Origin of the sequence: Lentisphaera profundi (genome assembly GCF_028728065.1) — a bacterium.
Lineage (GTDB): Bacteria > Verrucomicrobiota > Lentisphaeria > Lentisphaerales > Lentisphaeraceae > Lentisphaera > Lentisphaera profundi.
Genome location: NZ_CP117812.1, coordinates 444598 through 457276 on the forward strand (window position 1 = coordinate 444598; position 12679 = coordinate 457276).

General features: G+C 41.4%; 11 protein-coding genes. 10 read left to right on the top strand and 1 reads right to left on the bottom strand.

What is annotated here, in order from left to right:
* The first annotated feature begins 74 nt into the window (after positions 1-74).
* From hisS to PQO03_RS13450, 10 genes are all read left to right on the top strand, one after another.
* Complete coding sequence (hisS, locus tag PQO03_RS13405; RefSeq protein ID WP_274153700.1) at positions 75-1382, top strand: histidine--tRNA ligase; 1308 nt, start codon at positions 75-77, stop codon at positions 1380-1382.
* A gap of 149 nt (positions 1383-1531) precedes the next feature.
* Positions 1532-1759 carry a hypothetical protein gene (locus tag PQO03_RS13410; protein WP_274153701.1) on the top strand — a complete coding sequence of 76 codons (228 nt, stop codon included), beginning with the start codon at positions 1532-1534 and terminating at the stop codon, positions 1757-1759.
* 79 nt (positions 1760-1838) lie between these two features.
* Positions 1839-3200: a Na(+)-translocating NADH-quinone reductase subunit A gene (locus PQO03_RS13415; RefSeq protein ID WP_274153702.1), complete on the top strand. Its 1362-nt coding sequence runs from the start codon at positions 1839-1841 to the stop codon at positions 3198-3200.
* Positions 3201-3202: 2 nt separating this feature from the next.
* Positions 3203-4375: an NADH:ubiquinone reductase (Na(+)-transporting) subunit B gene (locus PQO03_RS13420; protein WP_420792887.1), complete on the top strand. Its 1173-nt coding sequence runs from the start codon at positions 3203-3205 to the stop codon at positions 4373-4375.
* Positions 4362-5117 carry an NADH:ubiquinone reductase (Na(+)-transporting) subunit C gene (gene nqrC / locus PQO03_RS13425; protein ID WP_274153704.1) on the top strand — a complete coding sequence of 252 codons (756 nt, stop codon included), beginning with the start codon at positions 4362-4364 and terminating at the stop codon, positions 5115-5117. The genes PQO03_RS13420 and nqrC overlap by 14 nt, the downstream gene beginning before the upstream one ends.
* Positions 5117-5752 (top strand): NADH:ubiquinone reductase (Na(+)-transporting) subunit D, encoded by a 636-nt coding sequence (locus PQO03_RS13430; RefSeq protein ID WP_274153705.1) that lies wholly within the window; start codon positions 5117-5119, stop codon positions 5750-5752. Before nqrC ends, PQO03_RS13430 begins: the two co-directional genes overlap by 1 nt.
* Before the next feature lie 2 nt (positions 5753-5754).
* A complete protein-coding gene (gene nqrE, locus PQO03_RS13435) occupies positions 5755-6525 on the top strand; it encodes an NADH:ubiquinone reductase (Na(+)-transporting) subunit E (protein ID WP_274153706.1) in 771 nt (256 codons plus the stop codon).
* A gap of 2 nt (positions 6526-6527) precedes the next feature.
* On the top strand, positions 6528-7817 hold the full coding sequence (gene nqrF / locus PQO03_RS13440; protein ID WP_274153707.1) for an NADH:ubiquinone reductase (Na(+)-transporting) subunit F: 1290 nt from the start codon (positions 6528-6530) through the stop codon (positions 7815-7817).
* A gap of 134 nt (positions 7818-7951) precedes the next feature.
* Positions 7952-8482, top strand: coding sequence for an FKBP-type peptidyl-prolyl cis-trans isomerase (locus PQO03_RS13445; protein WP_274153708.1), 531 nt, complete (start codon positions 7952-7954; stop codon positions 8480-8482).
* 34 nt (positions 8483-8516) lie between these two features.
* Positions 8517-9569 (top strand): lactonase family protein, encoded by a 1053-nt coding sequence (locus PQO03_RS13450; RefSeq protein WP_274153709.1) that lies wholly within the window; start codon positions 8517-8519, stop codon positions 9567-9569.
* Positions 9570-10473: 904 nt separating this feature from the next.
* Here PQO03_RS13450 and PQO03_RS13455 read toward each other — a convergent pair.
* The gene (locus PQO03_RS13455; RefSeq protein WP_274153710.1) at positions 10474-12666 is read right to left on the bottom strand and encodes an NADP-dependent isocitrate dehydrogenase; all 2193 of its coding nucleotides are present in this window, start codon (positions 12664-12666) and stop codon (positions 10474-10476) included.
* Positions 12667-12679: the final 13 nt, after the last annotated feature.

Consider the following 12679-nt stretch of genomic DNA (forward strand, 5'->3'; position numbering starts at 1 on the left):
GACTGTGAGTGGATTTTGATGCTCAGCAGTGTATAATGCGCGGATTTTAAATAATTTGACTAAGGGGCCGAACAATGGCAGATGTATTAGCAAAAATGACGAGTGGTTTCCCCGAGTGGTTGCCCGCAGCAAAGAGACAAGAAAAACGTATTCTCGATATTGTAGCAAAAGTTTATGAGAGTTATGGATTTACTCCAATAGAAACGGCCGCAGTGGAAAAAGTCAAGAATTTGGCCACGACTGGTGATGTCAGTAAAGAGATTTTTGGTATTCACCGCTTAGCGGGTGAAGGCCAGGATATTAAAGCTGAATTTGGTTTGCACTTTGATCTGACTTTACCTATGGCGCGCTATACAGCCGATAACTTTGCGAAGCTCCAGTTTCCTTTTAAGCGTTACCAGATTCAAAAAGTATGGCGTGGTGAACGTCCACAAAAGGGGCGTTACCGCGAATTCTACCAGGCGGATATTGATATCATTGGTGATGGGATATTGCCTTTGCATTACGAAGCTGAAGTCGTGCAGGTGATTTACGATATTTTTAGCCAAATCAATATTGGTGACTTCACCATTAAAATCAATAATCGCAAACTCCTCGAGGGACTCTATCGTCAGCAAGGCGTAGACGACATGAATGCGACTTTGATTATCGTTGACAAAATTGATAAGATTGGCAAGGACGAAGTTGTGCGCCTCTTGATTGAAAGTGGCCTCAGTGAAGCTCAGGCAGTCTTTTGTGCGGAACTCGCAGGAAAGAAATTCTCGATTTCACAAGCTTTGGAATTTATTAAAGATTTAGATACCAGTGACGAACTTTTAGCCGCAGCGCAAAATGAGTTAGAAACAATTTTTAGTAATCTCAGTCACTTGCCTGATGGTGCGGTGATTTTTGATTTATCGATTGCTCGCGGTTTGGATTATTACACCGGTTCAGTTTACGAATGTGTGATTGATGGCTTAGAGAGTTACGGAAGTGTTTGTTCTGGTGGTCGTTATGATAATTTAGCTGAGAAATTCTCTAAGAAAACCTTGCCTGGTGTGGGTCTTTCTATTGGCATTAGTCGTTTACTCTATGTTCTTTTTGAGACGGAACGCTTGACGGCCTTGGCGCCAACGCCAGTGCAAACTTATGTGGTGCTCTTTGATGAGAGTCAGCGTCCGAAAGCAAATGCGATGGCCGCAGAAATGCGCGCAGCGGGTATTAATGTGGAAGTAGCTCCCTCAGTGAAAAAATTTGGGAAGCAGATTCAATTTGCGGAAAAGCGCGGTGCACAATTCATCGTTATTCCGGAAGAAGATCGTACGGATCAAATGAAAAATTTACTTACCGGTGACCAAGAAGATTTCTCAATTGAGAAAATGGGAACTTTTTTAAACGCTTAAGATCAAGACTTTGTGTTATTTTATTTTGTTAAGTAATGACTTAGTACAAAGTTATAAGATGTTTAAAAAATGGGTGTTTTAGTTTTAATTTATAAAACATCCACTATAGTCACGCGATTTTTTAACCTATGGATCTTTGTGTATAAATTATGGATGCTTTAATAAATATAGTGATAGCAGCAGTCGTTTTCGGCGGCCTCTTTTTCGGTGTGGGACTCAAATTTCTCGCTAAAAAAGATGATGAAGTCAAGGGTAGTTGCGCATCTCGCAATCAATTTTTGAATGAAGGTGGTTGTTCTATATGTGGGAAAGAGGATCCTTCCGGATGTGATGGAAGTCCTTTAGATGAAGCAAAAAAAAGCGAAGAAACAAGTTAAATACATTTTTTTTAAATCGAGCTGTTAAATAAATAACAGCTCATTATTTTCGAAAACAAGCAAGGAAAACAAACAAGCCATGAGCAGTTACAAACTCAAAAAAGGCTATGACCTGAGAATCAAAGGAGAAGCGGAAGCGACTCTCGAGACTCTACCTCGACCGACCCAAGTGGCGCTCGATGGTCGTGAATTTCACGGTCTACGCCCGAAGATGATGGTTAAAGCAGGAGACAAGGTCAAAGCCGGATCCCCGCTTTTTTTGCAGAAAGGGACTGAGAATTTTTATTTCACAAGCCCTGTCAGCGGAACAGTAAAAGAAGTTCAGCGTGGAGCACGTCGTGTCCTACAAGAAGTTATTGTAGAAGCAGACGAGAAAGATGAGTTTGAAGAATTTCAAACTATCAGTTCAGGTGACTTACTTAACACCAGCCGTGAAGTTATTCTCGAACAAATCCTCAAATCGGGTTTATTCGCACAGATTCTAGCTCGTCCATTTGCGATTATCGCAGATCCGGCAGTTGAACCACGCGATATTTTCGTATCAGCATTCTTAACTGCACCTCTAGCACCAGAGATCAACCTTATCTTGGAAGGCAACGAAGCTGCATTCCAAGCAGGTATCAACGCTCTTTCAAAATTGACTTCAGGTTCAGTGAACCTCGGTATTGAAGGCGGTCGTGCAGATCTCTCAGAAGCACTTAAGAATCCAGCTAATGCGAAAGTGAACCAATTTAATGGTGCTCACCCAGCGGGTAACGTCGGTATTCAGATTCACCACGTTGCACCAATCAATAAAGATGAAGTGCTTTGGACTTTGAGTTCTCAAGCCGTTATCAGCATTGGTAATCTTTTCCTTCAAGGTAAAGTCGTTTCAGAGAAAGTGATTGCCTTAACGGGTGAATCAATTGATCAGCGCAAGCACGTAAAAGTCATTACGGGCGCAGCCATTGCTGAAGTTGCCAAAGGTCGCGTTAAAGCTGATGCTGATTTACGTTATATCTCTGGTGATGTTCTTTCTGGACGCACTGTTACAGGTGGTTTTTTAGGTACTACGGCATCACAAGTTACTGTGATTCCTGAGATCGAAAAAATGGAATTTATGGGCTGGGCTCTCCCAGGTGGCGAGAAAGAATCTTTCTCTAGAACTTTCCCATCTTTTCTCTCACCGAATAAAAAATATTCTCATAACACAGGTTACCACGGTGGCGTTCGTGCCTTCGTGCAAACAGGTGCTTACGAATCTGTAGTTCCAATGGATATCTACCCAGTGCACTTAATTAAGTGTATTATGGCAGGTGACTTGGAAGCGATGGAAGGCTTAGGCATACTTGAAGTAGCTCCAGAAGACTTTGCTCTCTGTGACTTTATCTGTGTATCTAAAATCGAAGTGCAAGATTTACTCCGTAAGGGTCTTGATTTCTTCCGCAAAGAAGGGTGCTAATTGTGAAATTCGTTGAAGATCAAATTCACAAGGTACGTCCGCTATTTGAAAAAGGCGGCAAGTTCGAAAAACTCTATTACCTTTTCGAAGCAGGTGAATCATTTCACCTCGTAACAGACAAACGTACTGATCGCGGTGCTCACGTTCGTGATAACATCGATTTAAAAAGAATGATGATTACTGTGGTTTTGGCCATGGTTCCCTGTATTCTTTTTGGTATTTATAATACTGGTTTCCAGCATTATACGGCATTACTTAATGATGGCCAAATAGACGCTTTACCAGGAATGGTAGATATGATTGTCTACGGCGCGATCATGGTAGTCCCAGTGATATTAACAGTGTATATAACTGGTGGTATTGTTGAAGGTATATTTGCGATAATTCGCAAGCACGAAATTAATGAAGGTTTCCTGGTGACAGGTATTCTGATTGCCATGGTAGTTCCTGCAAGTATTCCACTTTGGCAGGTTTCACTTGCCACTATTTTCGGTGTATTCATCGGTAAAGAGTGTTTCGGTGGTACTGGCATGAATATTCTTAACCCTGCATTAACTGCACGTGCATTCCTCTTCTTTAACTTCCCTTCACAGATTTCTGGTGATAAAGTATGGGTAAGTTTTGACAAAGCTCAAGAAGTTGTGGCTACAGCGACTCCAATGGGTGTTGCTGCTTCAGGTGAAGCGCTTCCAGAGGCTTACTCAACAATGAATATGTTCCTAGGTCTAATCCCAGGCTCAATTGGTGAAACCTCTGTTATCGCCTGTTTAATCGGTGCGATCATTTTACTCATCGCTGGTGTCGCTTCATGGAGAACCATGATCGGCATGCTCGTCGGTGGTTTCTTATTCGCATGGCTCATCAGCCTCGGCAACAACACCAATCCAAACGATCTCGCAGCACTTGGCGCAGTTAAGCACCTTTGCATGGGTGGTTTCGCTTTCGGTCTTGTGTTTATGGCAACTGATCCGGTTTCATCTGCAAATACCAACGTAGGTAAATGGATCTATGGTTTTGGTGCAGGTGCAATGTCTATGCTTTTCCGTATTGTCAACCCAGCTTACCCTGAGGGTGTGATGCTCGCCATTCTACTGATGAATGTCTTTGCTCCGCTCATCGATCACTACGTGGTTAAGGCCAGCATTAAAAGGAGATTGAACCGTGCCAGAGTCTAATGTAAAAACCATGACTTTCGCAACGATTGTTACAGTCGTGTGCGCAGTCATCCTCGGAGCAACTGCTACGGCACTTAAGCCTCAGCAAGAGCTTAATGCTAAAGTATTCAAACTTAAAAACATTGTTCAGGTTTTCGGCTTAACAGCTGAGACTAATAAAGATGTAGAAGCTTACTTTTCTGAAGTAGGTAAAGACGGCAAGTTCATTGTCCGTATTATCAAAGATTCAAAAGGCAATGTTGTCGACATGACTGAGCTTGAATACAAAGCTCTTGATCTCTACAAGCAAGAAAAGACTGCGGTAGAAAAACGCAGATATCCTTATTTCCTGATGTTTGAATCAGCAGCAGATAAAGCAGCTGATAAGCCCTCCGCAATCGTACTTCCTACGCAAGACTTCGGTCTTTGGTCAGTATGTTATGGTTACTTATCACTTGAGTCTGATGCGACTACAATCAAAGGAATTGTTTACTACGACCAAAAAGAAACTCCTGGTCTTGGTGCAGAGATTGAGCAAGAATTCTGGAAAGATTCCTTCATCGGCAAGAAAATTGTTGATGCTAAGGGTGAGCTTCTAGCTCCCAAAGCATCGAAAGAAGCTGCTCTAGCTAAAGATAGTCCTCATCACTACATATCAGTTAGTGGTGCGACTTTCACAATGGACGGCATCGATAAAGGTCTTGTAGATACACTTAAGAACTATAAGAAAGTTATTGAACACTATCGTGGAGGTAACAAATAATGTCTGATACCATGAAAGCTTTTAAAGATCCTTTTGTCATTAATAACCCGATTGCGGTTCAAGTACTTGGTATTTGTTCAGCTCTAGCGGTTACGACACAGATCAAGCCCGCCTTTACAATGGCAATTGCTGTAACAGCAGTTATGGGCCTTTCTAATTTAACTGTTTCTCTTTTAAGAAAACAGATTCCAAATAAGATTCGTATCATTATCGAATTAACGATTATTTCAACACTGGTAATTCTTGTTGACCAAATCTTAAAAGCCTATGCTTACGATATTTCTCGTCAGCTCTCCGTTTTTGTTGGTCTCATTATTACAAACTGTATCGTGATGGGTCGTGCAGAAGCTTATGCACTTCACAACCCACCAGTACCAGCACTAATGGATGGTATCGGTAATGGTCTCGGTTATGGTATAGTTCTTGTTATCGTTGCTTTCTTCCGTGAGCTATTCGGTGTGGGTAAACTTCTTGGTTACGACATTCTTACGACAAGTGAGAACAGTCTAATCACAGTAAGTGCTGACAGCTGGTATAAACACAATGGTCTGATGGTAGTTCCTACTGGTGCCTTTGTGATTATTTCCTTGATTGTTTGGATCCACCATAATTACACTAAAAAGTTCGAGGATTAATCATGTTAGAATTAGCATTAAAAGCAATCTTCATCGAAAATATGATTTTCGCACTTTTCCTTGGCATGTGCTCTTACTTAGCCGTATCAAAGAAAGTAGACACTTCAATTGGTATGGGTTGTGCCGTTTGGTTCGTTACTACAGTAACTTGCCCCGCGTCATGGCTCGTGTCTGAATACTTCCTTAAGCCTGGTCCCCAAAATATTATTGGTAGCTTATTCAATAAGCCTGATCTTGACTTAACGTTCTTAACTTTCGTTTCTTACATTGCACTTATTGCCGCAATGGTTCAGTTCCTCGAAATGTTCATTGAGAAAATCTCTGCTAAGCTTTACGGTTCACTCGGTGTGTTCCTTCCTTTGATCGCAGTAAACTGTGCGATTCTTGGTGGTTCACTAATGATGAATGATAAAGGCTTCACTTTTCCTGAAGCGGCAATGTTCGGTTTCTCTGGTGGCTTCGGCTGGCTCATGGCGATTGTAGTTTTTGCTGCGATTCGTGAAAAAATGCAGTACTCAAACGTGCCTAAAGGCATGCGCGGTCTTGGTATTGCTTTTTTAACTTGTGGTCTTATGGCTATGGCATTCATGGGTTTCATGGGTATCAAATTCCCAGAAAAGAAAGTTTCTGAATCAAGCTCTAGTGAGCAAGTTGTTATTGAGCAATCAGCAACAGTTGAACTTAGTGCTGAAAAAGTAGCTACTGAAACAACAACTAAAGTTGAAGTTGCTGCTGAAAAAGCACCTGAAGCTCCAGTTGCAGGAGATAAATAATTATGAATACACTTATTAACGCAATTGATGGTGGTACAGTAGGCGCAGGTATTGTCGTGTTCCTTATCATTATCATCGGTCTTACCATCGCTCTTATGATTGCTGAAGGCTTCCTTGTTACTAAGGGTAACGTAAAAATCCTTATTAACGAAGATCAAGACGCAGCACTAGAAGTGGAGAGTGGTTCGACATTACTTGATACACTTTCTAACGCAGGTATTCAGCTCCCATCAGCTTGTGGTGGTGGTGGTACTTGTGGCGTGTGTGTCTGTAAAGTGATCTCTGGTGGTGGCGATGTGCTCCCTACCGAGAAATCGCACCTTTCACTTAAAGAGCAGCAAGAAGGCCTTCGCCTCGCGTGTCAGCTTAAAGTTAAAGAAGATCTTGAGATCGAAGTTGAGCCAGAGATTTTCTCCATCAAAAAATGGGAATGCGAAGTTGTTTCAAACGAAAACGTCGCCACTTTCATTAAAGAATTTATTGTTGAACTCCCTCCAGGCGAGACCATCGATTACCGCGCAGGTGGTTATATTCAGATCGAGATTCCTGGTTACAAGGACCTCAAGTATTCAAATTTCGATATTGAAGAGCAGTACCGTGGCGATTGGGATCACTTCAAAATCTTTGACAATGTAGCTAACAATCCAGAACCAGTTGTACGTGCTTACTCAATGGCGTCTTATCCTGCAGAGGGTAATCGCTTGATGCTTAACGTTCGTATCGCATCTCCGCCCCCACGTTTACCAAATGTGCCCCCGGGTATTGCTTCTTCTTACATCTTTGATTGTAAGAAAGGTGACAAGGTAACGATTTCTGGACCATTCGGAGAGTTCTTCATGAAAGATAGTGATCGCGAGATCATGTTCATCGGTGGTGGTGCTGGTATGGCTCCAATGCGTTCACACATTTTCGACTTGTTCCACACTAAGAAATCTGGCCGTAAAGCTACTTTCTGGTATGGTGCACGTTCTAAGCGTGAAATGTTCTATGATGATCACTTCAAGAAAATTGAAGCTGATTTCCCGAACTTTAAGTACTACGTAGGTCTCTCTGATCCTCAGGCTGAAGATAATTGGCAGATCAAGAAAAACCTCGAAGATACTGAAGCCGATGGTTACACAGGTTTCATTCACCAAGTTATTCTTGAGAATTACCTCAATAATCATGAGGCTCCAGAAGAGATTGAATACTATCTCTGTGGACCTCCAATGATGAATGACGCGATTCAAGACATGCTCTTTAATCTCGGCGTAGAGAAAGAAATGATCGCATTTGACGATTTCGGATCTTAATCTAAGTAGATTGTATCATTAAAAAAAAAGCTCGGCTTCTGCCGAGCTTTTTTTGTTTAGTCAGTAAAGCAAGAGATTGCACTTGTTTAAATAAAGTGAGCTTTTATCTTGCTCAAAAAACAAAGGATTATGGAATGGAATTAGTGAAGAAAGACGATGTGCTTAGTATCGAGTACGTGATATCCAATACCCAAGGTGTTATTTTAGATTCTTCACGTGATCAAATAATGCATTTCTTATTTGGTCATGGCCAAATGCCCATTCAAATCGAAAAGCATTTAGAAGGCTTGAAGCTTGATGATATGATTGATTTTCAGATCTTGGCAAGTGAAGAACTCTATGGGGCTTATGATAGCCGTTTAGTTTTTGAAGTCAGTCCAGAAAGTTTTGAGGAAGGGACTGAGATCAAAGTGGGTATGAGTTTTCAGAAAGGTGAAGAGATGGTCAGAGTCACAGATATTTCTGAAGATAAAATCACCTTGGATGCCAATTATCCTTTGGCCGGTCAAGATTTGAATTGGAGTGTCGTAGTCGTAGGACTCCGTTCAGCTAATGAACTAGAGTTAGAAATGGGTAAGCCCATTACTGAAGATACTAATGCCTGCGCAACGAAGAAAAAAGCAACCTCTTGTGGCAGTCAAGGGGCTTGTGGTCACGAGCATTAATATGTTTAGGCAAAAATACTCGGTATGGAGACTTTTGTGTCTGAGTTTATTCTGCTTAGCTTGGAGTGCCTTGGCGGATAAAGTTCTTGTTGGGACTCATTTTAAAGAAAATGAAAAGGGTCTGTATTCTGTAGATCTTCATAAGGCAGGAGATTTAGGGGAAGTACATGAAATTATTGATCGACTAGGCACAAGTATAGTGATTGCGAAGTCTAATACTTCGATTATTTATACTTGTGGAGTGGGCGAAAAAAAAGGCCTTATTCAAGCCTATGATTTAAAGGCACAGAAATTGATTGGCTCTTATTCGAGTCATGATATGCGTCCTTGTTACTTGGCATTAAGTCACGATCAGAAATTTCTGCTAGTGAGTAATATTCGCCATGGCAGTGTTTGCAGTATTCGCATAAATGATGATGGGACTTTAGGTGCCTTAGTAAGCAAAGTTGAGGTACCTCCAAAAGCGAAACGCTTTGCACCCCATGCTTGTGTGGTATCACCAGATGGAGATTACGTATTTGTTCCCGATATAGCGGGCAATCGTCTTTGTCGCTTAAAATTCGATAAATTAAGTGGTGAACTTAAGTACCTCGATTCAATAGCATCAAAGAGTTTTAATGGCCCACGGCATATGTCTTTTGACTCAGAGGGTAAGCGAGCCTATCTAGTCAATCAAATGGGTGAGACTATAACAGTATTTACTTATGCTGAAGGCAATTTACTCGAAGTGGATCAAGTGCAGACTCTGCCAGATGATCAGCTCGATATTAATAATCATATTGCCGAAATCAAAATTCATCCTTCGGGAAAATTTGTCTATGTCTCCAATCGTGGACATAATAGTATCGCACTTTTACAAAGAGATATAAAAACGGGTATGATTCGTTTTGATCGTTGTTTTAGTAGTGAGGGCGAAATGCCCTGGAGTTTTGCGATTTCCGCAAAAGGCGATTTTCTTTATTGCTCAAATAATAAATCTAATAACTTAGTGAGTTTTAAAATTGATCAAGAAAGTGGTCACTTGACTTACACAGGCAAGCAAGTTTCAGTACCGAATCCCTCATCAGTAATTTATATAACTGATTAATAATGATAAAACTGCAGAGCGAAACCCATTCTTTTACGCATGCCTTGTAGTGGCTGAAAAGTTCTTTTAAAAATTGAGTGATATAGTGTGATTATCAATTTATCGAGATGAGGTTTTTTTTCTTGCGATAAAGACTGATGATCAGAGAACTAAGCAGTAAAAAGGTAAAGCTGAAGAACCAGGCCAAATGATAGTTATGGTTATAAGAGATGATGGTATCTTCATGTATTAATTTCATATAACTCAAAGTCAACATGCTACTTTGTAAAAAGAGAGCACTTGCATAGGCTTTGATCATAATAGAATTATAATTGTCTTTCCATTTCAGGGAGCGCATTCCCAGGCTGAGAGCCCACAAGCTAGTTATTGTAAAAAGCGTTAATTCTGGAACACCAGGAAGTAAGGTCCAAAATAATGGAAAAAAAAGGTAAGCAAATGAAGCCGCAAAGATGAAACTAGCAAATTTTAAGGAAAATTTGCTGAGAAAGAATCCTACTAAAGCAGTGCTAGCACTCAAAATACAGGGTATGCACCAGTGTCCTAAAGTAATTATATTGCCAACTACCCAGCCCGCAAAGCCGAGATTTATAGCACAAATGACTGAGATTAAATTATGATAAGATCGTCTTGTACGAAATAGTAGAAATAGGCTGAGAATAGGAAGTAAACATATCAGCCATGAATTTAGGCTCTCTAAAGCGATATCCACATTGATTATCCTTATACTTTCTGTTAAGTCTATTCGAATTATTTTATAAGAAAAATAGTTACTACTAATTAAGCTATTATTTTAAGATATATATGATGTAATTATTAAGGCTAATGAGCTTATATGAATTTTGATAAAAATGAAAAAACCCCGAGGACAAAGTCCACGGGGTTTTTAAGTTGGCTCTACTTAAGCTTAGAGGCTAGCTAAAGCAGCATTGAGTGTCGCGCTTGGGCGCATTGCTTCAGATGCTTTGGCATTGTTCGGCTTGTAGTAACCTTCGAGGTTTACTGCTACACCTTGAGCGCCATTGAGTTCACTGATGATTGCATCTTCTTTCTCAGAAAGTGAATTTGCGAGGTTCGCAAACTGCGCCTTGAGTTCAGAGTCACCATCTTGTGCAGCAAGCTCTTGTGCCCAGTAAAGAGCGAGATAGAAGTGACTACCACGATTATCGAGTTCATTCACTTTTCGTGAAGGTGATTTATCGTTGAGAAGGAACTTAGAAGTTGCCGCATCGAGTGTCTCAGCAAGAACTTGAGCTTTTGGATTGTTGAAATTAGCTGCAAGGTGCTCGAGAGAAACGGCAGTCGCAAGGAATTCACCAAGTGAGTCCCAGCGCAAGTGATTTTCTTTTTCGAACTGCTGAACGTGCTTAGGAGCCGAGCCGCCTGCACCAGTTTCGAAAAGTCCGCCACCATTCATAAGAGGAACGATAGAGAGCATTTTTGCCGATGTGCCAAGCTCGAGAATTGGGAAGAGGTCAGTGAGGTAATCACGGAGAACGTTACCAGTTACAGAGATAGTGTCTTCGCCATTTTTAGTTCTTTCGAGTGTGTACTCAGTTGCAGCGATAGGTTCGAGAATTTTGATAGTTAAACCATCAGTATCGTGTTCGCCGAGGTAAGCTTCAACTTTTTGAATGAGTTGAGCATCGTGAGCACGGTTTTCGTCGAGCCAGAAAATAGCCGGAACACCAGTAGCGCGAGCACGGTTAACAGCAAGTTTTACCCAGTCGCGGATCGGAGCATCTTTAACTTGGCACATGCGGAAGATGTCACCAGCTTCGACAGTTTGTTCGAGAAGAACAGTGCCATCAGCATCAATTGCTGAAACAGTACCAGCAGCAGCCATTTGGAAAGTCTTGTCATGTGAGCCGTATTCTTCAGCTTTTTGAGCCATAAGACCAACATTAGGAACACTACCCATTGTAGTAGGATCAAACGCACCATTTTTCTTACAGAATTCGATAGTTGCTTGGTAAACACCAGCGTAACAACGATCAGGAATAAGTGCTTTAGTATCTTGTGCTTTGCCTTCGGCATTCCACATTTGACCCGAAGTACGGATCATAGCAGGCATAGAAGCATCGATGATAACGTCAGAAGGAACGTGAAGATTAGTGATGCCGCGATCGGAGTCAACCATCGCAAGCGCAGGACGATTAACATAAACAGCTTCGATAGCCGCTTTCACTTCGTCTTCTTGAGCGTGATCAGCGATTTTTGCGTAGACATCACCAAGACCATTCTTAGTATCTACAGCGAGTTGAGCAAAGAGCTCACCATATTTTTCGAAAACGTCTTTGTAGAAAACTTCTACAACTGCACCGAAAATGATCGGGTCAGAAACTTTCATCATCGTAGCTTTCATGTGAAGAGAGAAAAGAACGCCTTGTGCTTTTGCGTCTTCGATTTCTTTTACAACGAAAGCTTGGAGAGCCGCCATGTTGAGAACTGAAGAATCGAGAATTTCGCTTTCGAGTAAAGCGAGGCCGTCTTTTAGGACAGTTTCAGAACCATCAGCACCATTGAAAACGATCTTAGCAGTAGTTGCTGCAGGGATAGTGATAGATGTTTCGCTACCGTAGAAATCTTTTTCGCTCATGCTCGCAACGTGTGACTTGGAGTCAGCGGCCCAAGCACCCATGCGGTGAGGATTAGTTTTTGCGTAGTTTTTTACGGCTTTAGGAGCACGACGATCTGAGTTACCTTCACGTAAAACGGGGTTTACTGCAGAACCGAGAACTTTTGCATAACGAGTTTTTGAGTCAGCGCTTTCGTCGTAGTTAGGGATATCATAACCCTGACCTTGAAGTTCAGCAATAGTAGCTTTGAGCTGGGGGATAGAAGCAGAAACATTAGGAAGTTTGATAATGTTAGCTTCTGGAGTTTTTGCTAAGTCGCCAAGTTCAGCAAGTGCATCGCTAACTTTTTGATCAGCTGTGAGCTTATCAGGGAAATTGGCAAGAACGCGAGCAGAAAGTGAGATATCACGAGTTTCTACTTCAACACCAGCTTTACCAGTGTAAGCTTGAATAATAGGGAGGAGTGAATGTGTGGCGAGTGCCGGAGCTTCATCAGTTATCGTGTAGATAATTTTAGACATTTTTATTTCCTGT

What these genes read in the sequence shown, in the direction of transcription:
- hisS (WP_274153700.1), top strand. Translation starts at nt 75, where the DNA reads ATGGCAGATGTATTAGCAAAAATGACGAGTGGTTTCCCCGAGTGGTTG.
- PQO03_RS13410 (WP_274153701.1), top strand. Translation starts at nt 1,532, where the DNA reads ATGGATGCTTTAATAAATATAGTGATAGCAGCAGTCGTTTTCGGCGGC.
- PQO03_RS13415 (WP_274153702.1), top strand. Translation starts at nt 1,839, where the DNA reads ATGAGCAGTTACAAACTCAAAAAAGGCTATGACCTGAGAATCAAAGGA.
- PQO03_RS13430 (WP_274153705.1), top strand. Translation starts at nt 5,117, where the DNA reads ATGTCTGATACCATGAAAGCTTTTAAAGATCCTTTTGTCATTAATAAC.
- nqrE (WP_274153706.1), top strand. Translation starts at nt 5,755, where the DNA reads ATGTTAGAATTAGCATTAAAAGCAATCTTCATCGAAAATATGATTTTC.
- nqrF (WP_274153707.1), top strand. Translation starts at nt 6,528, where the DNA reads ATGAATACACTTATTAACGCAATTGATGGTGGTACAGTAGGCGCAGGT.
- PQO03_RS13445 (WP_274153708.1), top strand. Translation starts at nt 7,952, where the DNA reads ATGGAATTAGTGAAGAAAGACGATGTGCTTAGTATCGAGTACGTGATA.
- PQO03_RS13455 (WP_274153710.1), bottom strand. Translation starts at nt 12,666, where the DNA reads ATGTCTAAAATTATCTACACGATAACTGATGAAGCTCCGGCACTCGCC.